Source organism: Paenibacillus sp. FSL L8-0494, assembly GCF_038003695.1.
Taxonomy (GTDB): Bacteria; Bacillota; Bacilli; order Paenibacillales; family Paenibacillaceae; genus Paenibacillus_AQ; species Paenibacillus_AQ odorifer.
Window position 1 is genome coordinate 2,916,303 of the sequence record NZ_JBBOPQ010000001.1, and the last position, 25,486, is coordinate 2,941,788.

General features: G+C 43.0%; 26 protein-coding genes. 18 read left to right on the forward strand and 8 right to left on the reverse strand.

Annotation, left to right across the window (positions count from 1 at the left end):
• Positions 1-75: 75 nt before the first annotated feature.
• Entirely contained in the window at positions 76-747 is a 672-nt protein-coding gene (locus NYE35_RS13050; RefSeq protein WP_038570388.1) for a tetratricopeptide repeat protein, read from the reverse strand.
• 194 nt (positions 748-941) lie between these two features.
• Here NYE35_RS13050 and NYE35_RS13055 point away from each other — a divergent pair, with 194 nt between their 5' ends.
• From NYE35_RS13055 to NYE35_RS13070, 4 genes are all read left to right on the forward strand, one after another.
• Entirely contained in the window at positions 942-2,501 is a 1,560-nt protein-coding gene (locus NYE35_RS13055) for a hypothetical protein (RefSeq protein ID WP_076101678.1), read from the forward strand.
• Between the two features lie 89 nt (positions 2,502-2,590).
• Positions 2,591-3,184, forward strand: coding sequence for an LOG family protein (locus tag NYE35_RS13060; protein ID WP_036686273.1), 594 nt, complete (start codon positions 2,591-2,593; stop codon positions 3,182-3,184).
• Positions 3,185-3,325: 141 nt separating this feature from the next.
• Positions 3,326-4,219, forward strand: coding sequence for a polysaccharide deacetylase family protein (locus NYE35_RS13065; RefSeq protein ID WP_076297714.1), 894 nt, complete (start codon positions 3,326-3,328; stop codon positions 4,217-4,219).
• Between the two features lie 144 nt (positions 4,220-4,363).
• Positions 4,364-4,525 carry a hypothetical protein gene (locus tag NYE35_RS13070; RefSeq protein WP_169744764.1) on the forward strand — a complete coding sequence of 54 codons (162 nt, stop codon included), beginning with the start codon at positions 4,364-4,366 and terminating at the stop codon, positions 4,523-4,525.
• Positions 4,526-4,603: 78 nt separating this feature from the next.
• Here NYE35_RS13070 and NYE35_RS13075 read toward each other — a convergent pair whose 3' ends face one another.
• Positions 4,604-4,816, reverse strand: coding sequence for a hypothetical protein (locus NYE35_RS13075; protein WP_036686275.1), 213 nt, complete (start codon positions 4,814-4,816; stop codon positions 4,604-4,606).
• Between the two features lie 292 nt (positions 4,817-5,108).
• On the opposite strand from NYE35_RS13075, the gene NYE35_RS13080 reads away from it, so the two are divergent.
• From NYE35_RS13080 to NYE35_RS13145, 14 genes are all read left to right on the forward strand, one after another.
• Positions 5,109-6,467 carry an ABC transporter substrate-binding protein gene (locus NYE35_RS13080; RefSeq protein ID WP_036686277.1) on the forward strand — a complete coding sequence of 453 codons (1,359 nt, stop codon included), beginning with the start codon at positions 5,109-5,111 and terminating at the stop codon, positions 6,465-6,467.
• A gap of 103 nt (positions 6,468-6,570) precedes the next feature.
• On the forward strand, positions 6,571-7,524 hold the full coding sequence (locus tag NYE35_RS13085; protein WP_036686279.1) for a carbohydrate ABC transporter permease: 954 nt from the start codon (positions 6,571-6,573) through the stop codon (positions 7,522-7,524).
• Positions 7,521-8,384: a carbohydrate ABC transporter permease gene (locus NYE35_RS13090; protein ID WP_038570403.1), complete on the forward strand. Its 864-nt coding sequence runs from the start codon at positions 7,521-7,523 to the stop codon at positions 8,382-8,384. The genes NYE35_RS13085 and NYE35_RS13090 overlap by 4 nt, the downstream gene beginning before the upstream one ends.
• Before the next feature lie 83 nt (positions 8,385-8,467).
• Positions 8,468-10,192: a cache domain-containing sensor histidine kinase gene (locus NYE35_RS13095; RefSeq protein ID WP_341121169.1), complete on the forward strand. Its 1,725-nt coding sequence runs from the start codon at positions 8,468-8,470 to the stop codon at positions 10,190-10,192.
• A 62-nt stretch (positions 10,193-10,254) separates the two neighbouring features.
• Complete coding sequence (locus NYE35_RS13100) at positions 10,255-11,574, forward strand: ABC transporter substrate-binding protein (RefSeq protein WP_341121172.1); 1,320 nt, start codon at positions 10,255-10,257, stop codon at positions 11,572-11,574.
• A 17-nt stretch (positions 11,575-11,591) separates the two neighbouring features.
• Positions 11,592-13,190 (forward strand): response regulator, encoded by a 1,599-nt coding sequence (locus NYE35_RS13105; protein WP_036686284.1) that lies wholly within the window; start codon positions 11,592-11,594, stop codon positions 13,188-13,190.
• Between the two features lie 14 nt (positions 13,191-13,204).
• Positions 13,205-14,401: a hypothetical protein gene (locus tag NYE35_RS13110; RefSeq protein ID WP_341042668.1), complete on the forward strand. Its 1,197-nt coding sequence runs from the start codon at positions 13,205-13,207 to the stop codon at positions 14,399-14,401.
• A gap of 142 nt (positions 14,402-14,543) precedes the next feature.
• On the forward strand, positions 14,544-15,608 hold the full coding sequence (locus tag NYE35_RS13115) for a fatty acid desaturase (RefSeq protein ID WP_036686288.1): 1,065 nt from the start codon (positions 14,544-14,546) through the stop codon (positions 15,606-15,608).
• Positions 15,609-15,767: 159 nt separating this feature from the next.
• Positions 15,768-16,904: a sensor histidine kinase gene (locus NYE35_RS13120; RefSeq protein WP_036686290.1), complete on the forward strand. Its 1,137-nt coding sequence runs from the start codon at positions 15,768-15,770 to the stop codon at positions 16,902-16,904.
• Entirely contained in the window at positions 16,904-17,506 is a 603-nt protein-coding gene (locus NYE35_RS13125; RefSeq protein WP_036686291.1) for a response regulator transcription factor, read from the forward strand. Before NYE35_RS13120 ends, NYE35_RS13125 begins: the two co-directional genes overlap by 1 nt.
• Before the next feature lie 437 nt (positions 17,507-17,943).
• The gene (gene asd / locus NYE35_RS13130; protein ID WP_038570412.1) at positions 17,944-19,029 is read left to right on the forward strand and encodes an aspartate-semialdehyde dehydrogenase; all 1,086 of its coding nucleotides are present in this window, start codon (positions 17,944-17,946) and stop codon (positions 19,027-19,029) included.
• A gap of 121 nt (positions 19,030-19,150) precedes the next feature.
• The gene (locus NYE35_RS13135; protein WP_341121174.1) at positions 19,151-19,549 is read left to right on the forward strand and encodes a hypothetical protein; all 399 of its coding nucleotides are present in this window, start codon (positions 19,151-19,153) and stop codon (positions 19,547-19,549) included.
• Positions 19,550-19,665: 116 nt separating this feature from the next.
• The gene (locus NYE35_RS13140) at positions 19,666-19,848 is read left to right on the forward strand and encodes a DUF3934 family protein (RefSeq protein WP_038570418.1); all 183 of its coding nucleotides are present in this window, start codon (positions 19,666-19,668) and stop codon (positions 19,846-19,848) included.
• Positions 19,849-19,957: 109 nt separating this feature from the next.
• Positions 19,958-20,650: a pseudouridine synthase gene (locus NYE35_RS13145; RefSeq protein ID WP_076101683.1), complete on the forward strand. Its 693-nt coding sequence runs from the start codon at positions 19,958-19,960 to the stop codon at positions 20,648-20,650.
• Here NYE35_RS13145 and thiE read toward each other — a convergent pair.
• The 6 genes from thiE to NYE35_RS13175 are packed head-to-tail and all read right to left on the reverse strand — an operon-like array spanning position 20,631 to position 25,453.
• Positions 20,631-21,287, reverse strand: coding sequence for a thiamine phosphate synthase (gene thiE, locus NYE35_RS13150; RefSeq protein ID WP_341122457.1), 657 nt, complete (start codon positions 21,285-21,287; stop codon positions 20,631-20,633). The genes NYE35_RS13145 and thiE overlap by 20 nt on opposite strands.
• Positions 21,277-22,107, reverse strand: a complete 831-nt coding sequence (gene thiD, locus NYE35_RS13155; RefSeq protein ID WP_341121177.1) for a bifunctional hydroxymethylpyrimidine kinase/phosphomethylpyrimidine kinase — start codon at positions 22,105-22,107, stop codon at positions 21,277-21,279. Before thiD ends, thiE begins: the two co-directional genes overlap by 11 nt.
• 23 nt (positions 22,108-22,130) lie before the next feature.
• Positions 22,131-22,925, reverse strand: a complete 795-nt coding sequence (gene thiM / locus NYE35_RS13160; protein WP_076183472.1) for a hydroxyethylthiazole kinase — start codon at positions 22,923-22,925, stop codon at positions 22,131-22,133.
• Positions 22,926-22,966: 41 nt separating this feature from the next.
• Positions 22,967-24,004: an ABC transporter substrate-binding protein gene (locus NYE35_RS13165; RefSeq protein ID WP_341121179.1), complete on the reverse strand. Its 1,038-nt coding sequence runs from the start codon at positions 24,002-24,004 to the stop codon at positions 22,967-22,969.
• Positions 24,001-24,777: an ABC transporter permease gene (locus NYE35_RS13170; RefSeq protein ID WP_341121181.1), complete on the reverse strand. Its 777-nt coding sequence runs from the start codon at positions 24,775-24,777 to the stop codon at positions 24,001-24,003. The genes NYE35_RS13165 and NYE35_RS13170 overlap by 4 nt, the downstream gene beginning before the upstream one ends.
• On the reverse strand, positions 24,758-25,453 hold the full coding sequence (locus NYE35_RS13175) for an ABC transporter ATP-binding protein (RefSeq protein ID WP_341121182.1): 696 nt from the start codon (positions 25,451-25,453) through the stop codon (positions 24,758-24,760). The genes NYE35_RS13170 and NYE35_RS13175 overlap by 20 nt, the downstream gene beginning before the upstream one ends.
• Between the last annotated feature and the right edge of the window lie 33 nt (positions 25,454-25,486).

The window sequence follows — 25,486 nt, forward strand, 5'->3', positions numbered from 1 at the left end:
AGCAAAAAAACCTCTAGTGTTCGCCTAAATAAATAGGCGGCTAGAGGTTTTTTGGTTGAAATATAAGTGCAAAGGTTATTTCATCTTGGCAAAAAAGCTACGTAACGCCCAGCCGCGTTCTTGCCGTTTTTTATATTTGGGTAGCGAACGGTAGATGGCGGTGGATTCGTCGAAAGCACGTTTAGCATCCTCGGTTCTGCCCAATGCTTTGTACATGGAGCCGGCTAAATAATAGGCTTCACTAGAGGAAGACTGAATCTCTTGAAATTGAGTAACGTAATGCAACGCTTTATCGTGATCTGTATGGCGAAAGGTTTCCGCTAACCGAAGATATGGCTGACCATATTGGGCCTTTCGGTTGATTTCTAGACCACGAAGCATCTGATCTTCGCCTTCTTCAAAAGCGCCCAGCTTAAGATTCACATGACCCAGCTCTACCCAATATTCGGCAGACTGTTCGTAACGGTCTTCGATCTGTAGCAGAATATCTTTGGCTTCCTTATACTTTTTACGTTCTGACAGATTCCGGGCTAAATCAAATTTAGCAGAAACATCATTTGGATTCAAAGATACCGTTGTGCGCAGCTTGGAGATTTGCCGCACTCGTTTGAAGGGCTTTGTAATACTAGGGAAGATCCCCACGTATCGCCGATCTAAGAAATACAAGATAACAAGCAGGATGAATAAAGCCAGAAAAGGGTTGCCCACTAATCTGAAAAGCATCATAATACCTATAAATTTAAGCATGATTTCCCTCCATGATCATTTGGTTCCGGTATTGCGGTTGAATAAGAGCAGATCTAAGGCAGCGTAATTATATCATAATTCAAACCAATCTGAATCCCGGGATTTAAGATAAAGTACAACTTTTGTCAGCTTTATAGCGTCTTAGTGTAATAGAAATAATAATTACAATAATATCATAAGAAGGGAAAATCAAGATGCACTTATTTGCAAGGAAGCTAAGGCTGCTTAGTTTGTTGGTTTGTTCAACTCTGGTGACTGCATTGTCTGTCCCTCAAGTTATAAGTGCAGCTCCATCACCTGCGAAGTTGAGTGGGATTAAGGAGATTGTTGCTTCGCCAGGTTTCTGGGGTGGAAGCTCCTTCGCAGTGAGAACTGATGGAACTGTTTGGTCATGGGGGAGTAATGTTTTTGGTCAATTTGCTAATGGTGCCGCCGGGCCTGAGGGTTGGACGATTACTCCCCATAAAATAGCTGGGCTTGAACATACGAAACAGCTGGCGATCGGCGAAGCGTACTATGTAGCGCTGAACGAAGACGGCACGGTTAAGGCTTGGGGAGATTATCGGGATAAGAGTGTTGCAGAAGCTGGCAATGGGGCAAGTGCTAAACAACACAAGGTTCTGCTTCCTCAAGGGATCTCTGGAATGACAGATGTGGTTAGTATAACGTCAGGATTGCATAGTGCATTAGCTTTGAGAAACGATGGAAGCCTTCTCCAGTGGAATCCTCCAGAAGCTTCAGATGTGGGCTATACAGAGCTGCCTGCTGCCACTAAGGTACAGGGTTTAAGCGAAGTGAAGTGGATCGGAAGCAGTATTTATCATGCCGCCATTCGAACTAACGGTACCCTGTGGATTTGGAGTGCTATCCCGCAAACAGAGAACACGAACGTGATGAAGAAACCGACCCCAGTTAAGGATTTATACCATGTGAAGTCTGTTTCCATGAGCGATCGCAGTATACTGGCTTTAACCGAGAGCGGGAGCGTCTGGGGAACAATTGACAGCAATAATTATAACGAAGTCACGATGAGCAAGATGCCAGGTCTTACGGATATTGTATCTGTCCAGACGAAAAACGGCTTCAACCTTGTTGCCAATAAAAAAGGAGAATACTGGGTATGGAAAGCTGGTACCTCACTACAAGGTCTGCAAAAGATTACAGCCGTAAAATCGATCTCGAAACTTACGCTGGATTTAGGCAACTTTGTAGCTGTTAAAAAAGATGGCACCGTGTGGACTTGGAGTACCCAACCTACAACCGACAACCGTTTGGTTTTTACGCAGCCTAAGTTAATAAAAGGACTAAGTGATCCTGTTTCTTTTGCCAAGGGTGAGAATAGTAAGTATGCAGTCCTGAAGGATGGTACAGCTGTGGCTTGGGGAACGAATATGTTTGGTCAACTCGGAATTAGTGCTGTTGATTCACGTCCTTTTGTTATATCTCCTATTTTAAAGCCTGTTACTGTAATTGTAGATGGTCAAAAAATTGACTCCGTACAGTCCGCTATTTTTAAGGATGGTAGTGTAAAAGTACCGATTAGGGATGTAGCAGAAAGTCTGGGATATACCCTCTCTTTGGAGGGGGAACTGACGTTGACGAAAGCTGGGAAGAAAATTTCATTACCGTCAGCAGAATCCATAAAAGTAAGCTATACTTCGCTAGTTCCAGCAGCAGCTTTGGCTAAAGCTCTAGGTCTTTCTGCGGAGTGGAATAGTACGCTGTACCAATTAACATTACAGACAAAAAGATGACTTTCATTTAACACCTATATTAATATTCTGAGGTACAATAAGTGAATTAATCTCAATTGCACCATAATAACCAGTCTGGAGTGATAGGAATGGCTTTTACAATATGCGTGTTTGCCGGATCGAATCCAGGTCTTAACTCTGAATATACGGAAATGGCTAGGGAATTAGGTTATCATATAGCGGCACAAGGCTGTAGGTTGGTCTATGGAGGTTCGCGGAATGGCCTTATGGGACAGGTTGCGGACGGGGTACTTGCGAATGGCGGCGAAGCTGTAGGAATTATGCCAGTGGATCTTTTTCAAGATGAAATCAGACACTCCGGATTGACGAATTTGATTGAGGTCTCCAGTATGCATGAACGTAAGGCGGTAATGAGCGGTATGGCGGATGCTTTTATTGCTTTGCCGGGAGGTCTTGGAACCTTTGATGAGCTGTTTGAAATTCTGTGCTGGATGCAGATTGGTATTCATCAGAAGCCTATAGGGCTGCTGAATGTTCGAGGTTATTTTAATCCATTGCAAGCCTTGATTTCACATAGTGTGGCTGAAGGTTTTGCACCAAAAACTGCACTCCAAATGCTGCATACGAACTCAGATCCCGAATATTTGCTTGAACTGATGCGCGGTCGGATTGATCATAGTAATGAAACGAAGGGGAAAGCAAGGTTCCCGTCACAACGCTAGATTCAAGGTTTCCACTGCTCTAAGGTGCGAATAATTGGTTTAACACACTATTCACAATAAGGACGCAAACACTTCACGGTGTCTACGTCCTTATTTTTTATTTTCTTTTTGTTAAATCATTCAGTAATAGGGGGAAGGTTTATGATTCGAAAATTAGGCTTTGCGGCTGACGACCGTCTGTTAATAATTAATGCCGACGATTTCGGAATAACTAAAGGAACTAATGAAGCTATTGTTAACTTATTTGAAGGAAAAGCTATAACATCTACATCTATTATGATGCCTTGCACAGAATCAAGTGACGCTATGAAGATAATTAATTGGAAAGGAATAAAGAATATTGGAATTCATCTAACGCTAACGAGCGGCGAGAAATATCCGTATCAACCAGTATTCAAAGAAAAAATCTTGAGTAGCTTAATTACGGATGAAGGGTATTTTCATCAAGATGCCACTCTTCTGGAAAGAAACGCTGCTGATGACGAGATTAGAATAGAGTTAGAATCGCAAATCCAAAGTGCAATCGTACAAGACATTGATCCAACTCATCTGGATAGTCATGGGGGGAGTATTATGGGGTTATACACTGGGCGAGATTTTTTAGAAATAATATTTGATTTGTGTGAAAAGTACCGCTTACCCTTTAATTTACCTATTAGGATATTAGAACAACCCTTTTTTAATAATGATCAGTTGAGATTGTTTCAAAAAAGAATTTCTTCAGCAAAAGAAAGGGGGATTTTCTTAATCGATGATATAATTTCTCTTCCTTACTGTTTTTACCCTGCTGCGGAATATAGCAAAATGAAAATGAGATTAACTGAATTGTTAAAGAATTTAAAACCTGGAATAACACAGTTAACTATACATCCATCTAAAATAACAGATCAATTAATAGCAATGACGAAATGTTATACAGAAAGAGAATTGGAATATCGTCTTCTAAATGATATTGAAATTAAGCAATTGATTATCAATGAGGAGATTAAACTTATTTCGTGGAAAGACATACGTGATTTACAAAGATGTATTTAGCATATTGTAAAGAGTGCACTTTTTCATTTTTTAATATGAATCTGATAAAACTGTTTAAATTTTGGCGAAGCTGGGTAAATAAGCCGTAAGTAATTAAGCAGAAATGCAAAATTCAGGAACATCACGGAAGGAGGTTGAAATCCAATGAATGTGATCGTACATAATCTTATGGCTTACAATCATCAGTTTTTTAGACCTCAACCCGTGGTCAATCCCAAGCAAGGGAAAGCAGACAAGAAGAGAATGAGTTTCCAGGAAGTTCTGAATGAGAAAATGAAAGTGTACAGCACCTACAACAAAAATTAAGTATGAAAGCTATAACCTATGTTTGTTAAAGAAAGCCGGAACGCGATGATCTTAGAGATCATTGCATTCCGGCTTTCTTTAGGGTCTGACCTCAAAAAATTCGCAGCTCTTGCGAGAGTAGTAAGTCAGATCACTAACTCTAGATTGAATAACAACATCGAAATCAGTGAAGCGGACAACGGTAGCTCCTGAATTTACTAAATGATCGTCCTGAAATACACGAACAGGTAATTTGCGGTCAACGGCTTCTTGGAAATCGCTGTCGGTTAGCAGCGGGCGATTAATTGGCATGGGGAATAACTCCTTTGATCATGTAATGAAGTAAGAAATAAAAATAGTATACCTGCGGAAGCACAAGAAATCCAATTTAAGATGAAGTACATGTATCCTGTGAGGAACATAATTGGACAAAATTCTATACTCCCTCCTTAGCAGGTATAGGCCTGTACGAAATATTTGTTTGAGCTTTTCTGCGTTTCGTAATTATTTCCACCATAAATCGGAAGTTTACCTCCTCAAAAAAAGAATTTAAACCCTGTACACTAATTCTTGTAAGAGAAACCTTTGAAAGGGGTACAGGGGAATGAATAAAGTAAAACACTTGGCGCTATCGTTAGTCGCTATCATGCTCGTAGGTTCACTGGCAGCATGCGGAGGCAACAACGCCGAGAACAACAACACATCGAACAAAAATACAGGTAACAACGCAGCAAGCACTAGTGAACCCACTAAAGATGAGGGAACAGAACCGGCTGAGAAAATCGAACTTTCTTTCTGGACGCTGGGCAACGTGAACTACGAGGATTTAGCGAAGGAGTACACTAAGGAACATCCAAACATTACGATCAAAGTGCAAAATACCGGTGACCAAACCGCTCACCATAATAATTTGACCACTGCTTTGTCGGCAGGATCGGGTGCACCTGATATTTTCCAACTTGAAATCGGTTTCATGGAACGTTTCATCAACGCTCAGGACAAGTTCTATAACCTGAATGATCTGGGTGCCAAAGATATTCAAGCCAACTATCTGGATTGGAAATGGAAACAAGCATCTTCCGTAGATGGCAGCTTCCAGCTGGGTCTTCCAACAGATATCGGCCCAACGGTCGTATATTACCGCACAGATTTGGCTGAAGAGGCTGGACTGCCAAGTGATTCCGAAGGATTCGGCGCTGCTATTGATACTTGGGATAAGTTCGCAGCTGTTGCCAAAGCTTTCAAAGAAAAAACAGGCAAACCATTTGTAGACCTTACGGATCTTACCTTTAATGCTTTGCGTGACCAATCTGCTGATGAAATCTATTTCAGCAAAGCTGATGGCAGCTTTATTGGAGATACCAATCCGCAAGTCAAAAAAGCTTATGATTTCACGGTTAAAGGTATTCAAGAAGGCTGGATCAGCAATGTTATGCTCTGGTCTCCTGAATGGGGTCAAGGCATGAACGACGGTTCATTTGCAGTAGTTATGGGACCAGCTTGGATGGCAGGAAATGTTAAGAGTAATGCTCCAGACTCCTCTGGGAAATGGAAAATTGCTCAGCTCCCTGAAGGTGCTGGTAACTGGGGTGGTTCGTTCCTGACGCTGCCAAAAGAAGGCAAACACTCGAAAGAAGCTTATGACTTTATCGCATGGATGGATAACAAGGAAAACCAACTGGAATCGTTCAAAACTAAAGGACTTATGCCTTCCATTCCTGCACTGTATGAAGATCCTGCATTCGTAGATTTCAAAGATGATTTCTTCGGTGGACAACAAACCGCTGTAGAATTCGGTAAAGCAGCAAACCGGGTAAAACCTGTATACTACGGTCCGCTTCATGACCAAACCGATACTTTCTTCAAAAACGCCTTGAAAAATGTGTTGGAGAAAAAAGCAGATCCGACCAAAGAATGGAACGAAGCAGTAAAACAAGCGAAAACATTGGCTGAACGCAGCTAAGATTTCAAGCTTATGAAATTTAATTTCTAGAAGGTCCGGATTCATAGAGTGAAACATTCTCTGTGAATTCGGATTTACACGTTAGATTACCTGGAGGTGTGACATGGCACAACCTGTTATTTCAAGTCCGCATGCCGAGAGCAAGCGCCGCTTTTTAACTGAACAAAGAAGGAGCCGCATCACTGCGTACACATTTATTTCGCCCTTTTTTATTCTGTTCTCGATATTTGGACTATATCCGATCTTTTTCACGATCTATCTCTCGTTCTTTAAATGGGATGCCCTGAATCCTATGAAATTTGTAGGGTGGAAAAACTATGATCTGGTCACAAGTGATCCGACTTTCTGGATTTCTTTTAGCAACACCTTAATTATGGGGCTTATGGGTACTGTTCCACAGATATTACTAGCTCTATTGATTGCTGTTTTGCTGAATTCAGCGATGACTCGCTTTAAGAAGACTTTCCGGGTTTTATTTTTTATGCCTAATATTACGTCTATCGTTGCGGTTACGCTCGTGTTCAGTACACTGTTTGGCAACAACGGAATGATCAACTGGATTCTAAACGGCTTGGGATTAGATAGTATGGCCTTCAACTCTGGTTGGTGGGGCGTTAAAATCGCGATTTCTACGATGGTAATGTGGCGCTGGACGGGGTATAATGCCATTATTTTTCTATCAGGATTGCAAAGCATCCCTACGGATCTTTATGAAGCGGCTCGTATTGATGGTGCGAACAGAAGACAACAGCTAACCTTTATAACGTTACCGCTATTGAAGCCATTCATTGTATTTGTTACCTTGCTTTCTACTATAGGTGCCTTGCAGCTGTTCACTGAGCCTTATGTATTTTTGGGCCAAGCGGGAACTGGATCTACACGTCAGGAAGGAATCACTATGGTTACTTATTTGTATAGCGAAGCATTCCGTAACGGATTTTTTGGTACGGCAGCAGCTACGGCAGTCTTGCTGTTCCTGGTCACGATTATTTTCTCTGTCCTCAATATGCTGGTCTCAAATCGCATGGGTGGAGATACGGGAGGGGGTAAAGCGTGAGTACGCTGCGTGTATTTAAAAAAGATCCGGATGATCTAGGGATCATCGGCAAGTTAGGATTTTATCTATTGCTGATTGTTGGTGCGCTCGTGTCCATCTTTCCTTTTTACTGGATGTTTGTAGTTGGCACTAATGACAGAGGCGCAGTATTCCATGTGCCACCTTTACTTACGGTTGGAGACCAGTTTTTTGAGAATTTCCAGCGGGTACTGGACAAAACAGACTTCTTTCAAGCCTTGGGCAACTCTTTATTTGTCTCATCTATGGTTACAATATCGGTCGTGTTTTTCTGTACACTGGCAGGTTATGCCTTTGCCAAATATGAATTTCCGTTTAAAAATTTTCTGTTCTACTTTGTAATTGCTACATTATTTGTGCCTCAGCAGCTTGGTGTATTACCTACTTACGTAATTATGGCCAAGCTCCACTGGATTGACTCTTTCAAGGCACTTATTGTCCCAGCGATGGTTAATGCCTTCGGGATCTTCTGGATGCGGCAGTATATCACTACAGCTGTACATACGGAATTGATTGAAGCAGGTCGGATCGATGGCGGCGGACATTTCCGGATCTTCTGGAACATCGCTATCCCGGTCATTACTCCAGCTATGGCAACACTAGGTATACTGAATTTTATGACCGTTTGGAATGACTTCTTCTGGCCTTTAGTGGTACTGAAGAATCAAGAGCATTTCACAATTCAAATTGCGCTCCAGCAGCTGTTCTCCAATCGCGATGGTCTAGACTACGGAATGATCATGTCAGCAACATTTACGGCAACCTTGCCACTGCTGATTGTATTCCTGTTATTTAGCCGCTGGGTGATTGCTGGACTTACTTCTGGAGCTATTAAGAGCTGATCTTACTTTTTGATCTTTACAGGGAATAGGCGGTTTTGTGAAGAATACTAGAGGACAGAGACAGCAGGGGGAAGGGGAATATCATGAAACTCCGCCGTAAAATCTTGTTCGCTATTATTCTTCTCGTCTTTATTCCGGTTATTCTGATGGGGATCGTCACTTACGTTAATTTTTCTAATGCAATGGAGAAAAAATCAAGCAACTTCTACTGGATTTCACTGCTTGAAACGGATCGAAAGCTTAAATTCGCGCTTAGTGAAATCACCTCGATCACGAATTCAAAAATTACGCAGCCGGTTGTTCAGCAATCACTGAAGCAGAAGAACTTTGTAATCACTTATGATCGAAAGCAGGAGCTTAGCAGTTATCTTATTGATCATCCGATGATTACTTCATTTAGTTTTTATAGTAAAGATCGTTTAATTTATCAATACAATGCATCGATGTCCTTTGAGGACTTGAAAAGACAAAGCTGGTTTGACGCGATGGAAGGCGCCGAAGGGCGGCCCGTGTGGTCAGGACCGGGAGAAAATGGCTCGGAGATCTCCGGCAATCCGGTACTTGTACAAGCAAGAGTAATCAAAGATTCATATTCTCTCGAAGATATCGGATATCTGGTTGTTAATGTAAAACCTGATTTATTGGATCAGATTTTCTGGGAAGCAGCAACCCTCAAGAAGGGGGATATTTTGCTGGTCAACAAGCTAGGGAATATTGTTTTTAATAAATCCGGTGAACATATTGGACAACGCACAGATTTCCCCTTTTTACAAAATGATTATGCTAAAGAACATGACTATTACATCGACAACTATCAGGGGGAAAAATCACTTATAACCTTCCTACCTTCTCATAATGCAGCCTGGTATTTAGTAGCCATTACACCTATGAATCTAATCTCGTCAGAATCTGTATCCATCCGAAATATTGCGATTATTTTAAGTACTGTTTCGCTGTTGTCCGCCATTTTGTTCGACCGCTATTTCGTACGGAGGCTCGTTCATAGTATTAATAGTGCGGTTAACGGGATGAAGCGGGTGAAGCAGGGGATATTTACACCGATCACTACACCCTATCGTGCTGATGATGAAAGTGATTTGCTGATTGATGGCTTTAATCGGATGAGCACGCAGATCAATGAGCTGCTTGTGCAGGTGGAGACTGAGCAGGGACGTAAGAAGGAAGCAGAAATGCAAGCGCTAATGGCGCAGATTAACCCTCATTTTATTTATAATTCACTTGAATCGATTAATTCGATGGCAGTGTTGCAAGGCAATAAAGATATTAGCAAAATGGTCATCTCACTCGGCAAGCTGCTGCGAATCAGCATCAGTCAGAATCAGGAGCTGATTCCGCTGCATATGGAGTTCGAGCATGTCCGTCATTATTTGGATATCCAGAAGTTTCGTTTTGAAGATAAATTCTCGTATATCATAGATCTTTCGGATGGTCTTAGGACGTTCATGACGCAAAAGCTGATCGTTCAGCCGATTGTTGAGAATGCGCTGTATCATGCGATTGAGCAGATGGAGGACCCAGGGGTCATTGAGATTAAGGCCTATGAAATGGGCATGGATATGATCATTATCGTAAAAGATAACGGCCCCGGCTTTGACCTTGCCAAGATGATGAGTCTTTGGGATAACGAGGGAAGTGCTCAGAAGAAATACAGTGATAGCGGCGTGGGGCTTAAAAATGTGCATGAACGCTTGAATATTCGGTTCGGCAGTCCATACGGCATACTAGTGTGTTCATCCCCCGGCTTTGGTTCAACCATCCGAATCCGAATACCAAAAATACTGCCGTAATCGACCGTACGGAAAGAAAGGGGGAGAATGTTATCAAAAAATGGTTATTGAAATGGGGCTGGATGTGGTTATATCTAGTGCTGATTTCGGGTGCGGTTTTATTTATAACTTTAGGAAAGCAAGAACCCATTGAAGATGATTCACCAGAGAAAATCACATTAACTTTCCGTCATTTCTGGATTAAAGAGCATGATCGGCCACTGTTGACTATTTATGAAGATATCGTGGACAAATACCAGTTAGAGCATCCAAATGTGAAAGTTAACTTTGAAGGTTTAGACCAGACGTTGCACCGTGATCAAAAGCTGAAGAACGAGATGGTTACTGGCACCCCGCCAGATATGTTTGTTTTGTTCGGTGGAGCGGAGATTGAGCCCTATGTACGCTCTAAGCGTCTGATTGATCTGACGGATTTCGTCCGGGAGAATGCGCTAACCAATCAATTCAAGGATCTGGATCTCTGGACCTTTGACAACCATATTTATGGCTTGCCTATTGAAGGGAATGCCGAACCTTTATATTTTAATAAAACCATATTCGAAAAGCTGGGTTTGAAGCCGCCAGAAACGCTGCAAGAGCTTGATGCTGCCATACTAAAGCTGAAGTCGGCAGGATATATTCCATTTGCACTTGGCAACGAGGATCGTTGGCCCGCAGGGATTTTTGCACATTATTTAATGGATCGTTATGCCGGCGCCGACTTAATCGAGAAGCTAATTACGGGTGAAGATCAAGCCAGCTTTCAGAATGAGGTCTATTTAAAGGCTTTTCAGCACTTGGAGCAATGGATCAAAGAAGGTGCCTTCAGCACGAAATCGAATGCGTTATCCACAGAAAATGCGGTGGGACTATTTACGAGCGGCAAGGCTGCGATGTATCTAAACGGAAACTGGGATATCAATTTATTTGCAGGAACAGCAGCTCCTTCGGATTTTCAAAATGAGGTAGGTGTTATTCCGTTTCCCACATTGAAGAAGGGGGAACAACCTTCGATTGCCGGCGGTTATACATTTGGCATCGGCCTTTCCTCCGAACTAAGCGGAGCGAAGCGGGAGGCTGCACTCGATCTCATGAAAGCTTTTTACACCCAGGAGGTTCAGACTCGGATTGTATATGAAGGGTTGAGAATTCCGTCCATGCGCATCGCCTTTGATCCTGAGAAGACAGGACCCGTATTCGCGCAAGTCATGAATATGATGGAAGTTAACCGCAAGAGCTTTGTCCCTTATGATAATGTATTGTCACCAGAAGTGAAAAAAACGTTCCTGAGTGTTATAGAACAGATGATTAATGGAGAAATGTCTGCTGAGCAAGCGTTAAAGCAAGTGCAGGCATCCTCCATTCAATATTGGAATTTGATCCAAAGCTCAAGTGTACAATGATCCTGGAGGTGCAGGGAATGGATGAGTTACAAGAGAAATATAAAGTAATAATCGTGGATGATGAGCCGATTATTCTTCGTAGCTTAAAAGCAGCCATTCCATGGAATGATCTTCAGATGGAGATTGTGGGAGAGGCACGAAATGGAGAATTAGCTCTTCGCTTAATAGAAGACACTTCACCACATATCGTGATTAGTGATATTCGCATGCCCGTAATTGACGGGATTACGTTGATGAAGGAAGTATTGTCTAAAAATCCGAAGCTGGTGTTTATTTTTATAAGCGGGTACGGAGAGTTCGAATATGCAAGAGAAGCATTACGTCAAGGCGCTTTTGATTATTTATTGAAGCCGATCGATCATGATGAACTGGTTGAAATGTTAAACCGCGCGAGAACCAAGCTGGATGAACAGAAGCAAAATGATCAGCTGATTCATTCTGTGCAGATGCTGTCACTGCTTGCACGTGAACGTCTGTTTGCAGAAATCACTTTGGGAAATGCAAGGCCGCTTGAGCATCTGAAATGGCTGGAGAACAGTGAACTGGAGAGCGGATATTTCATGGCTGTTGTCCAGTTAGATGATTACTCCACACTGAGCAATCAATGGAGTGTAGAAGAAAAACGGCTATGGCTGTTTGCAATCCGCAATATTGTGGAAGAATGGTCACTGGAACATGGAGTGCTGACGGTTTTCCCGTTTCATAATGGAGAGTGGATACTACTGTTCCCTGGATCTTTAAGCGCCAGCAGAAGAGAACTTGGTGAACATTTGATAGCGGGGATCAAGAGATACTCTAAGCAGTCTTGTTCCGTAGGCATCAGCCGCACCACACAAGGCATTGATCAATTAAGTACGGTTTACCCTCTGGCTGCGAAGGCCTTATATCAACGGTTCTATTCGGGTCTTGCCGGGGTCTTTATTGATGAAGAGATATCGTTCCCTAGCAGTAAAGAGGTGAAATACCCAAAAGAGCTGGAAACCGCGCTGATTGAAAGTATACGTACCTTAAATAGAGACCGGATGTGGTCTTTATTTGATGAGCTTGCTTTATTTATTGAGTCACAAGCTGTTCCTAAGGATATGGCTGAACGTCTTCTTGTTGAAATGATCGTTGTTTTGTACAGAAATTATGAGTATTTGAATATAAATTCAGATTGGTCTTTACATGGATTGCTTAGCAAGATGCACAATCTTGGCACTTTAAATGAAGTGATCTCTGCTCTGAAAGAAGAGTTTGGTGTGCGATTGGAGCAAGGGAACAAGCCTGTGAATCGCGAGGATACGCGTAGCGCCATCGAGAAAGCGAAACGTTATATTGAGAGTAATTACCATAAAGATTTGAGTATTGAGGAAGTAGCGGAGCTGGCTGATCTCAGTATCAGTCATTTCTGTACTTTATATAAACAAATAACGGGCTATACCTTTTTGGAGTATGTTACACACTGCCGGATGGAGAGGGCGAAGTATATTTTGCAGAGCAGCAACGTAAAAGTGTATCAGATAGCTCCTCTCGTCGGTTATCAGGACCCGCGTTATTTTACACAGGTTTTTAAAAAGGCTAGTGGTCAAACACCAACAGAATACCGAGAAGAGCATACTAAGCAGATCCATTAACAAGGAGGTAAGGGATGGAATTTCATTTGGAGATGATTGTTAAGTGTTTAACGAACCATAAGCTGCAGAAATATTGGAAAGGATTCGAGGCTGTTTCTTTTGCATTTTATAATAAGGATAACGTGTATCTGTACAATCATCCCAAATTTAAAACGGTAGGATATCATCCACATTTGCTTCCTTGGAGTAATGAATTCTCAGGAGATACAATCATTTTATATGAGGATCACCCTACAGCCATCGTTAATCTGGAATTACATGAAGAATTCGAAGACTTGTACGCCATTTGTGTACACGAATTATTTCACGGTTATCAATTCCTAATGGGAAATGAACGTTATGCAGATGAATTATTGATGATTACCTACCCTTTATCCCTCGAAAATATGGAATTGCGGATTCAAGAAAGACATCATTTATATCTTAGTGTAATGGCAGCTACTATTGAAGAGCGTAATCAAGCAATGTACAGATTTATTGCCTTACGTCAACAAAGAGAACAGCTGCTCGGGGAGTACGTGCTAAATGAATATCTTATTGAAACGATGGAAGGACCCGCTTGGTATGTTGAATTAAATGCCTATGCCGAGAAATCCACACTTCCTAATGAGGAGGTATTGCAGAAGTTCAGTTCGTATTTAATAGATGAACTTGAATCATCGGCAAATATTAGAAGAAGCTGCTATGGTTCTGGACTGTTTATATGTTTGCTGCTGGATGAGCTTCGCACCGATTGGAAAGAAGAGTTTATGAAGTCGGAGTTAAGTTTATATGCGTTTTTTAAGCAATTTGTGGATCAAGTCATCATTCCCTTCGAGGAGATATCCATCAGCAAAGAAACGGAAGAAATTATGCAATCGGTCAAAACAATCAGGGAGAAGGAATTCATTGATTTTATCAGCCTTGAAGGGTACCACCTGTATATTGAAGGAGATATAAAATCTACGGGTTTTAATCCTATGGGTATTATTGGTGGAGATGAGAAATGTATTCATAAGAATAATTTACGAATCCAAATCAATGATGCGGAGTATTTTCTGGAAAAGCCAGTGATTAGCTACTATAAAGCTGACCTTCGAAATATTAATAAACTGCACTTAGTATTAGATGAACCTCCAACTTTTAATAAAGATTCGTTAATCCTTAATGGAATTGGTGAGATCAAAGGTCAATATGAAGTGAAGGAAGATGGATGTTGGCTGCAATGCTGACGGAAATTGATTAGAATGAGAGTATGACATTTGTCATACTCTCTACTTGATGTTTATGACTTATAGGATGATACTTCATCGCCTATACTTAGAGTAGATGAAAAGATCCTTAGCCGGACACATCAAGGAGGAAACGATATAGATGACTACAAAACAGACATCACAGCTCTCCAGCCTTAAAAAGAGTGTAGCCCCTTACGAGAAAAATGACCGCAACGCAAGTATAAGACAGCTCATCAATACTTTAGGACCACTTGTGCTGTTATGGGGCGGAGCTTATTTCTCTTTATCCGTTTCCTATTGGCTCACCCTTCTGTTAGCTATTCCTGCAGCAGGATTTGTAATTCGAACTTTTATTATTTTTCATGATTGCACACATGGATCGTTTTTTAAGAATCGTAAAGCGAATGATATTATCGGAACGATCACAGGTGTACTGACACTGGTTCCTTATCGGCAGTGGAAACATAGTCATTCCATTCACCACGCCAGCTCCAGTAATCTCGATAAAAGAGGGATCGGCGATATTTGGATTATGACGGTCGATGAATACGCAGCAGCTTCCTTCTGGAAACGTCTATATTACCGGATTTACCGCAATCCCATCGTGATGTTTGGTCTTGGACCGATTGCTGTTTTTATGATTCAGTATCGTTTTAATGTTAAAGGTGCTAGACGCAAAGAGCGGATGAATACCTATTTGACGAATATTTCAATCGCAGCCCTTTATGGCTTGCTGATATGGGCTATTGGCTGGCAGGCATTTCTTATGGTGCAGCTGCCTGTAGCATTTGTATCAGGGTTTCTCGGCATATGGTTGTTCTACGTCCAACATCAGTTTGAAGACTCTTATTTCGAGAATGAATCCGAATGGAGTTATGTGATGGCCGCGGTTGAAGGCAGCTCATATTACAAGCTGCCGAAGGTGCTGCAATGGATTACGGGCAACATCGGCTTCCACCATGTGCATCATTTAAGTCCAAAGGTGCCAAACTATAATTTGGAAAAAGCGCATAACGCGACTCCACCGCTACAAAAAGCAACAACGATTACGATTGGTACCAGCTTGAAGGCTCTTCACTTCCGTCTTTGGGATGAGGAAAATAAACGTTTCATCAGTTTCAAAGAGATGAAGTCCATATTAAATAAACCTAAAACAGCAGGCGAGGTCCTGCAAGTTCATAAGCCCAGACTCCAGGGAGAATAATGGTCCACATTGTAATCAAATAGCAGCAAAATGGAAGGTTAGAGCCGGAGAACTCATTCGCGCTCTAATCTTTTTTCTCTTTATCGTTGTGGTTCACCGGATTTTACCGGATTTATGCTAGAATAGGGTGAGTGGCATATGGCAAAAAGGAGAGCGAACATGCAGAAGTGGCATCATATTTTTCATAAAAGTACAGGTCTTAGCCCTTATGTATGGGTCGTATTTTATATTCTACCGTTTTATTTCATCTTTCGGTCCTCCTCTCCCTACCAGGTAGTTTCGGGAATCTTGATGATCGCTGTGTTTTTTGTTTGTTATGTGCTTTCTTTTGTCTCCAAGGGTTGGTTAGTTTATTTTTGGACGAGCGTGCAGATACTTGTCTCTATAACGATGACGTTGTTGTTTGGATATATGTATTTTGCGCTTTTTTTAGCCTTTTTTATTGGGAATATCCAGAATCGAGTAGGGTTTTTCACCCTATACTCCATTCATTTGCTGACTACGATTATTACGATCAACTATGAGCTGCTGTCGCGTAATCCCGTATTTATCAGCCAGCTTCCGTTTGTGCTTGTCAGTATGATTGCAGTGATCCTGCTGCCAATCAGTACCTATAACCGCAATAATCAAGGGAAGCTGCAAGACCAATTGGAGGATGCTAATAAGCGAATCTCTGAATTGGTTAAGCTCGAGGAACGCCAGCGGATTTCACGTGATCTACACGATACATTAGGTCAGAAGCTTTCGTTAATTGGTCTGAAAAGTGATTTGGCAGGAAAGCTTATCGACAGTAATCCGACGCAAGCAAAAGCCGAGATCAATGATGTACGCCAGACGGCGAGAAGTGCACTGAAAGAGGTCCGGGAGATGATTACGCGAATGCGTGGCATTCGCCTTGAAGACGAGCTCGTTCATATTCAGCAGTTTCTTGCGGCTGCGGAGATCGATTATGTTTTGCAAGGCAATCCTAAACTTTCTAACACTTCATTGATTACGGAGAATGTGCTCAGCATGTGTATTAAGGAAGCTGTCACAAATGTTGTGAAGCATAGTAATGCACAATCCTGCTCAATTATCATCGAACCTACGCGTACAGATCTGATCATTAAAGTGAAAGATGATGGAACCGGCATCCCGGGCAATGATCTTTATTTTAAAGGACATGGGTTGCAAGGCATGCGGGAACGTCTTGAATTTGTGAATGGCTGTATGGATATCGTGCAAGATGGGGGAACTACGATCGTGATTAAGGTCCCTAATGCATTTAAGCATCCGGAACAGGAGGTAACCTTATAATGATTAAGATTGTAATCGCTGAGGATCAGCGGATGCTCCTTGGAGCGCTGGCATCTTTGTTGGATTTAGAAGAGGATATGAAGGTAGTGGGCCGGGCAAGCAACGGGGAAGAAGCTGTAGCGATGGTTCAGCAGCATAAGCCGGATATCTGTATTATGGATATTGAAATGCCAGCGATGAGTGGTCTCGACGCTGCGGAAGCGCTGAAGAATAGCGGCTGCAAAACGATGATATTAACCACCTTTGCCCGTGCGGGATATTTCGAACGTGCGCTCAAGGCGGGAGTTCATGCTTATTTGCTGAAAGACAGTCCTAGCGAAGAACTGGCACTTTCGATACGTAATGTGATGGCAGGCCGACGCATGTATGCACCGGAGCTAATGGATGAAGCCTACAGCGGTGAAGTGAATCCTCTGACTCAGCGGGAGAAGGAAGTGCTTGGACTCATTGCCGACGGCAAAAATACAAAAGAGATTGCCAGCCAATTGTACATTACCACGGGTACAGTCCGGAATTACATCTCTGTTATACTAGATAAGCTGGATGTAGGTAACCGCATCGAGGCAATCACTCGATTTAAGGAAAAAGGTTGGTTTAAATGAGCGTGGGTAAGAAACGATTAGTTGGCAGAAGCAGCTTGTAAACGTGAATAGCTAATCGCTGATCGCTGTTTATACTCACCAATCGCAAATAGATGTATTTCCTACAACTATATGCTTTAAAATGCTCGGCAGATGCGATTTAGTTGCATTTCTTACATCTAAAAGTTCGCTTAGAGGGCATTTCCATTATTTTTCGGGGAAATAGTTGTAGAGAATGCAGTTAAAGAGTTGTCTAAGCAGAAAATATACTTATAATTGTACTGAGTGCAGCTATTTCTTTTATTCGCATTAATGAAATTCAATATAATCTGCTAAAAATAAAATTTTTAATGTTATTTTGATGTTAACACTCGCCAAATGTTCCCGCGCCGTATATCATTAATTATCGGCCTATTATTCACAATAGGACAGTTAATCAAAAGGAAGTGTATTTTCTGATGTCAAGAAAGCTAAGAGCCGGCATAGTTGGCGGCACAGGTATGGTAGGACAACGTTTTATTGCCCTTCTAGAGAATCATCCTTGGTTTGAAGTAACTGCGATTGCTGCCAGTGCTAGATCTGCTGGAAAAACGTATGAAGAATCGGCCAAGGGCAGATGGAAGTTATCTACTCCAATGCCTGAGAACGTAAAGAATATTATGGTCCAAGACGCTTCTAAGGTAGAGGAAGTAGCTGCGGATGTAGATTTGATCTTTTGTGCTGTAGACATGAAAAAAGATGAGATTAAAGCGCTCGAAGAGGCTTATGCTCGCACCGGAACGCCAGTAATCTCCAATAACTCAGCGCATCGCTGGACGCCTGACGTGCCTATGGTCATTCCTGAGATTAATCCGGAGCATCTTGAGGTTATTGCACAGCAAAGAAAACGTCTGGGAACAGAGACAGGGTTCATTGCAGTTAAACCTAACTGCTCCATTCAAAGTTATGTGCCTGCACTTCATGCGCTCAAAGACTTCAATCCATCTAAAGTGGTGGTCACTACCTACCAAGCTATTTCTGGTGCAGGAAAGACTTTTGCGGACTGGCCAGAAATGCTGGATAACGTGATTCCTTACATCGGTGGCGAAGAAGAGAAGAGTGAGCAAGAGCCTTTGCGGATCTGGGGAAGCGTTGAAGAAGAGGGTATCGTAAAGAGTGAAGCGCCAACGATTACTTCGCAGTGTATCCGTGTGCCTGTAGCGGATGGACATATGGCTGCTGTATTTGTTTCTTTTGAGAAAAAACCGTCCAAAGAAGAGATTCTGAATCTCTGGAAGAGCTTTAAAGGACGTCCTCAGGAGCTTGAACTGCCTAGCGCACCTAAACAGTTCATTACCTATTTTGAAGAGGACAATCGTCCACAGACCAAGCTGGATCGTGATATTGAGAACGGAATGGGCGTATCGACGGGCAGACTTCGCGAAGATGCCCTCTATGATTACAAATTCGTAGGTCTCTCCCATAACACCCTGCGCGGAGCAGCTGGCGGTGCTGTGTTGATCGCTGAGCTTCTGAAAGCAGAAGGTTATATTCAACCGAAATAAGTCCATGCATGAGCTGCAAAGCTGATGTGAATAGACACCTCATCAAAGCTTAGTCTTTGGTGGGGTGTTTTTATTTTAATTTTACATTTGGTAAAATAAGTTATGGAAGGAGAGGATACCTTTGAATAAATATTTATTAGCTTTTATTTGGTTACCATTAATCCTGTTTACAAGCGGTTGTACATCGTCAGCTCAAGAGGAACAAGAGTATGGAGTGTCATCTATAAATGCTGAAATTCCAATTCCGAAGAATGCCAAAGAAATCGAAGTGATAACAAATTCAAATAACCCTAATATAAAAATTGGAGCAAAGTACGAGTTGGATAATATAGGGGGAGAACAAGGTCTTTATCGGCCTAACAGCTATTTTAATAAATTAAGCGATGATGGATGGATAGAGCTGGAGGACAAGCGGTTAGGGCATGTGCAATTTTTTGAAAAAAAGGACACCGTCATCGCCATCGAAATACATGAGGATAGCTTTGATATTCATGAAATGAATAAAGATGCTAAATTCTAAACAGTGGCTAGTTAGATGAAGCATTTGTTATTACTTAAACAGAAAGGTTGAGAGTGTGGTAAGATAGGTAAAGTGTATAAACTATACGAATTCTGAATGACTGACGGAGTGATATAATGGGTGCAAAAAGTAAAGGTGGCGGCACAGGCAGAGGTACGGGGAGTAAAGGCTGGACACGCTGGAACAAAACAGCAAAACCAGTTAAACCTGCTAAAGGTGACCCAACGACGGGTCCAGGTGCTAAAGGTGCAAGTGGAAGCAAGGGCAGTAACGTGAAAAAAAGCGGAAGCACCAAATAGCTCCAATAAACTGGGTTATTCCTGAAGGTTAACATCTGATTTTGATCGTTAAAATCAGGTGTTTTTTTATGACCAGATGTAAGTATATAGAGAGAAAGTAGGATCAGCAGTGAGAATCGATAAATATATAAGCGAAACAGGCTTTTGTTCCAGAAGGGAAACCAAACGATTAATTGCTGCAGGTCGAATCGCTGTGAATGGTATCGTCTGTGATGCGAACATTCTTATAGAGCCAGAGGATATCGTATGGATCGATGGGGAGCCGATAACAAGCAGTAAAGGGGAGCCAGTGTATCTCGCTTTGAATAAGCCGATAGGCATTACCTGTACAGCAGCCCCACATGTAGCTGGGAACATTATTGATTTTGTAGGGTATCCTTCAAGGATCTTTGCGATCGGCAGATTAGATAAAAACTCGGAAGGCCTCATTTTGTTAACCAACGATGGAGAGATCGTAAATAAAATGATGCGGTCCGAGAATGGGCATGAAAAAGAATATGTAGTTAATGTAGACAAACCGGTTACGTCAGAATTCTTACAAGCGATGTCTAGCGGCGTGAACATTCTTGGAATCACAACGAAACCTTGTGAGGTCTATCGGATCACAGAATGTCAGTTTAGAATTATCCTAACTCAAGGTCTTAATCTGCAAATACGCAGAATGAGCAAGGAGTTAGGATATAGAGTACTAAAGCTGGAGCGCATAAGAATTATGAATATTACATTAGACGGCTTGGAGCTGGGACAATGGCGGCATTTAAGCAGTGAAGAGCTGAATGAGCTTATGTCCCGCTTAAACTAACTTTGTCAACAAAGCCTCTGGCAGTTGGGGTAATGTCTACAGCTCCGGTAATCGATGAGATAACAGAGATCCCATCCGCACCGGCTGCTAATACAGGTGCAACATTTTGCAGCGTGATTCCCCCAATGCCAACCAAAGGGATGGTAATGCCTTTATTTCTTAGTTCTTCAATAATCGCAGTGCCTTGAACAGCTTTGGCATCCTCCTTGGATGACGTAGGATAAATGGGACCCACGCCCAGATAGTCGGCTCCATCGGCAATCGCCTGCTGAGCTTCAACGAAAGAGTGAGCGGATACACCAATGATTTTATTCTCTCCAAGTAGCTGGCGGATTGCCAATGCAGGTGTATCCTCCTGTCCTACATGAATTCCGTCCGCATCAAGCGCGATCGCTAAATCAATGTCGTCATTCACGATAAAGGGCACGCCATTGGCATGACAAATCTTTTGAAGTCGTCTCCCAAGATTAAGTCGAGCCTTATCGCTTAAGGAACCGGTACCCTTTTCACGGAATTGAAACATGGTTATGCCCCCAGCAACCGCTTCCTGCAGCACCTTAACTGGAGCTTTACGGCAATTTACGCTGCCCATAATGAAATAGACTTTTAATAGATCTCGCAGATGTTCACTGTTCATTCGTTGCACTGTTTATCCCTCGCAGTCTGTTCTGATAAGCAAAATGATTGGTTGGTCCATGCCCAGCCCCTATGCCCAGCTCGTCCTCGATCGCCGCTTGTATAAATGCTTTGGCAGTTTGAATGGCCTCTGCTACGGATTTGCCTTTGGCTAGCTCGGCGGTGACTGCTGCTGAATAGGTGCAGCCTGTACCATGCGTATGTCTGGTCTGAATCCGGCTACTCTCCAATAAGGTATATTCGTCACCATCATATAGAAGATCGGTTACGGCTGTGGTCGAGGTATCATGTCCCCCTTTTAGCACTACATATTTGGAGCCCATGCCATGAATGATTTTGGCCGCTTTTTTGCGTTCTTCGATGGTGGTGATCGTCATCTTTGTGATTATTTCGGCTTCGGGAATATTGGGTGTCGTCACCAATGCTAAGGGCAGCAGATGGCTGATTAAGGATTGAACCGCCTCCTGCAGCAGCAGTGTGGACCCTCCTTTAGCGACCATCACAGGATCAATTACAAGATTAGACCAGCCGTAATACTTAATTTTATCTGCCACAATGCGGATGATGTCACTGTTAAATAACATCCCGGTCTTTACGGCATCTGGTTGCAGGTCAAGTCCTATAGAATCAAGCTGCTGAATTATGGCGTCCAGAGTCACTGGATAAACCCCTTGGACAGCCAGCGTATTCTGCGCTGTCACAGCTGTGAGGACGGACATGCCGTAGACAGAAAGCTCCTGAAAGGTTTTTAGATCGGCCTGAATGCCAGCACCACCGCCGCTATCGGAGCCGGCAATGGTTAGAGCTTTGGATATAATCATCGAATTCACTCCTTTGAGGGTCATTAACTGAGCTGTTTGATGCTGGATCTTTCTAGGAAGACTTCTGGTGTGACCCATGTCAGTTGATTTAGAAACTCAACCTGAAAGCTTCCCGGCCCTTGACCAGTTGTTAGTTCAGCGGCGATTTCAGCTGCTACTCCATAGAAGGAGAGGGCTTCCACTGCGGCCTCCAACGAGGCACCGCCACTTACCGCGAGAAATGCCCCCACAACAGCGCTGAGCAAGCAGCCAGTTCCTGTAACCTTCGTGAGAATAGGGTGACCGTTGCTGGCAATATAGGTGTTTTTTCCATTCGTGATCACATCGTCTTTTCCAGTTATGATGACCACACAGCTTAACTTCCTCGCAGCAGCTTCAGCCAAAAGGACTACATCGCCTTCACCTTCGCCAGCATCCACCCCTTTAATGGACCAACTCTCTCCAATGACATTAGCGACTTCAGCCACATTCCCCCGCAGTGCGGTGATTTGCATCTCATTCACTAGCTTTTGAGTGACAGCGGTCCGATAAGAAGTTGCGCCTGCACCAACCGGGTCAAGCACTAGGGGAACCCCGTGTTTATTAGCGGATTTACCAGCGAGCAACATAGATTGAATAGCGTAGTCATTGAGTGTGCCGATATTTAGAACTACAGCAGACGACATAGCGGCTATGTCGATCACTTCTTCGTGGGCATCTGCCATAAAGGGAGAGGCGCCAAGCGCCAACAGACCGTTGGCTGAGAAATTGGCTACCACAATATTAGTGATGTTGTGGATCAACGGGTTGGATTCCCGTACTTTGGCTAAATAACTCATCATAATTCCTCCTCAAGCTTGTATGAACAACTAACTAAACATTACAGATTGATAAAAGCTTCCTGTGCTTTAATATCCTCTGGTAGAAGATTGTTGGTGGATAACCACAGCTGAACCTTTTCCCAAGATGTCGGGTCTTGATATCCAAAAGATTGATCGCCAGCATTCATCAGCGGCAGCAGAATCTCAAGACTTTTTTTCTCAATCTCCTTGTCGAGCGGTGAAGTTGCATCTTCATGTGCAACCAGTAAATCCAGGGCTTGTTCAGGATTCTGCTCCACAAATTCCTGTCCTTTTGTAATGGCATTTAGAAATTTTTTAAAGTAGGCTTCAGAATTTTGCAATCCTTGTTCGCTGGCCACCAGCACAAGCTCATAATAGTCAGGTACTCCGTAATCCGTTGGATTAAGCGAAGTGACCGGATGTCCCTCTTTTTCAAGGATTAGTTGTTCATGGTTGATGAACCCGCCCATTATTGCGTCTACTTGTCCAGTAGAGATCGCAGGGATGAGGTCAAAACCTACGTCAATCAGCTTGGCGGATGAAGGATCGCCTCCATCACTCTGGATCATTGTCCGAATCATCGCTTCATAGAGCGGAATGGAGGAATAGCCGATTTGTTTTCCCGCGAGCTCTTTTGGACTATGAATACTGCCAGCCTGAGGAACCATCAGATGATTCAGTGGATGCCGCACGATTGCTGCAATCGAACGTACAGGGATTTTCTCGCCGCGTGCCATAAGTACCTGAGGCTGATAACTGAGCGCTAGATCAATTTGATTCGCTGCAACAAGCTTTAGGGAATCATTGCTGTCCGCAGGCATTTTGATCTCGACATCCAAACCTTCCTCTTGGAAAAAACCTTGTTGTTGCGCAGCGTATAGAAAGGAATGAACGGCATTGGGATACCAATCAAGCATAATCGTCAGCTTGTGTGACTGCTTATTTTCGGTATTGGAGGGATCGGTTTGGGAGTTGTTATTTATCTTGTCTGCCTTCCCGCAGCTGCTTAAGAGCAAAAGTGTGCATACTAGAAATACAGAAATAAGTCCTCGTTGTGGGGATTTTAAATGATTCATTGGTTTGATCCTCTTTTCTTTAAAAATAATTGTTCGAGTAAAGCTATCGCCAGAAAAAGCACCACACCAAGCGCGGACAGCAGAAATACAGCCGCGAACATTTCATCGCTCTGCATATTTCCGGCCATTCTGCGGCTGAAGTAACCGAGTCCTTTACTGCCGCCGAGCCATTCCCCGATAGTAGCTCCGATGACGCAGTATACAATGGACAGCTTTAAGCCAGAGAAAAAAGCAGGCAACGCCAGTGGAATTTGGGTTTTGACAAGCAGCTGCCAGCGGTTTGCACCAAATGTTAATAATAAGTCCTTGTAAGTCTGGCCACTTGTACGAAGTCCATCATATGTACTCACTACGACTGGAAAAAAAGCCGTCAAAAACACCACAGCCACTTTGCTCCACAGCGAATATCCGAACCACATAATAAAAATGGGGGATAGCGCAATTAATGGGATCGTCTGGCTAATGATAAGAAAGGGATAGATGGCCTTTTCTATGGGGCGATACAGGAACATTCCAGTGCCCAGCAATACACCACAAATAACAGAAAGGACAAAACCCACCAGTATCTCCTGTAACGTTGCCAATAAATGCTGTCCGAATAATAATTGCCTGTGCTCGATCAATGCGAAGCCAATAGATGAAGGTGCAGGGAGAATAAAGGCTGGAATCATGTGAAGGCGAACAGCTGACTCCCAGATTACAAGAATGAGCAGTACCAGAAGAACGAAGGGACCATAATTGTCTAGATGTTTTTTAAAAGGTATAGGTCGCATGTAATCTCCGCTCCAGCTCTGCCCGCAGTGCTATAAACCGGGGTTCATAGTTCATCTTATAATGTCTTGGCCTTGGTAGATCCACAACGATCTCCTGTAATTCGCTGTGCGCACCGCCAGATAATAAATAAATCCGGTCACTGAGCAATAGTGCTTCTTCCAGATCATGAGTGATGAGCATAATCGTCTGATTCAATTCACCCCATAACTCCAACAGCCAACGGTGTATCTCGCGTTTGGTCATGGCATCGAGAGCGCCAAAGGGCTCATCCAGCAGCATCAGACCAGTTCCGCCTCCAGCCACTAAGGTGCGCAGAAATGCGACTCGCTGTTTCATTCCACCCGAAAGTTCATGGGGATAAGCCTTCTCTACATCTGCTAAGCCGAAGCGGGTCAACATTTCCCGAATCTGAGTGATCGTTTCTTGTTTATTGAATCTGGGCTTGATCTCCCAAGGCAAAAGGCAGTTGTCGAGCACTGTCCTCCAAGGCAGCAATAAATCCTGCTGAGGCATATAAGCGATCTGACCTAAACGACTAGCGGTTGACGGGTGCGTAGAGAGTTTTATTTTTCCGTGAGTAGGTTCGAGTAAACCGGCAATCGTTTTGAAAAATGTACTTTTCCCGCATCCGCTAGCACCTACTACGGAGACGAATTCCCCTTGCCTGATATCCATAGATAGATCTGCGAATACAGGGGGGTGCTCAGA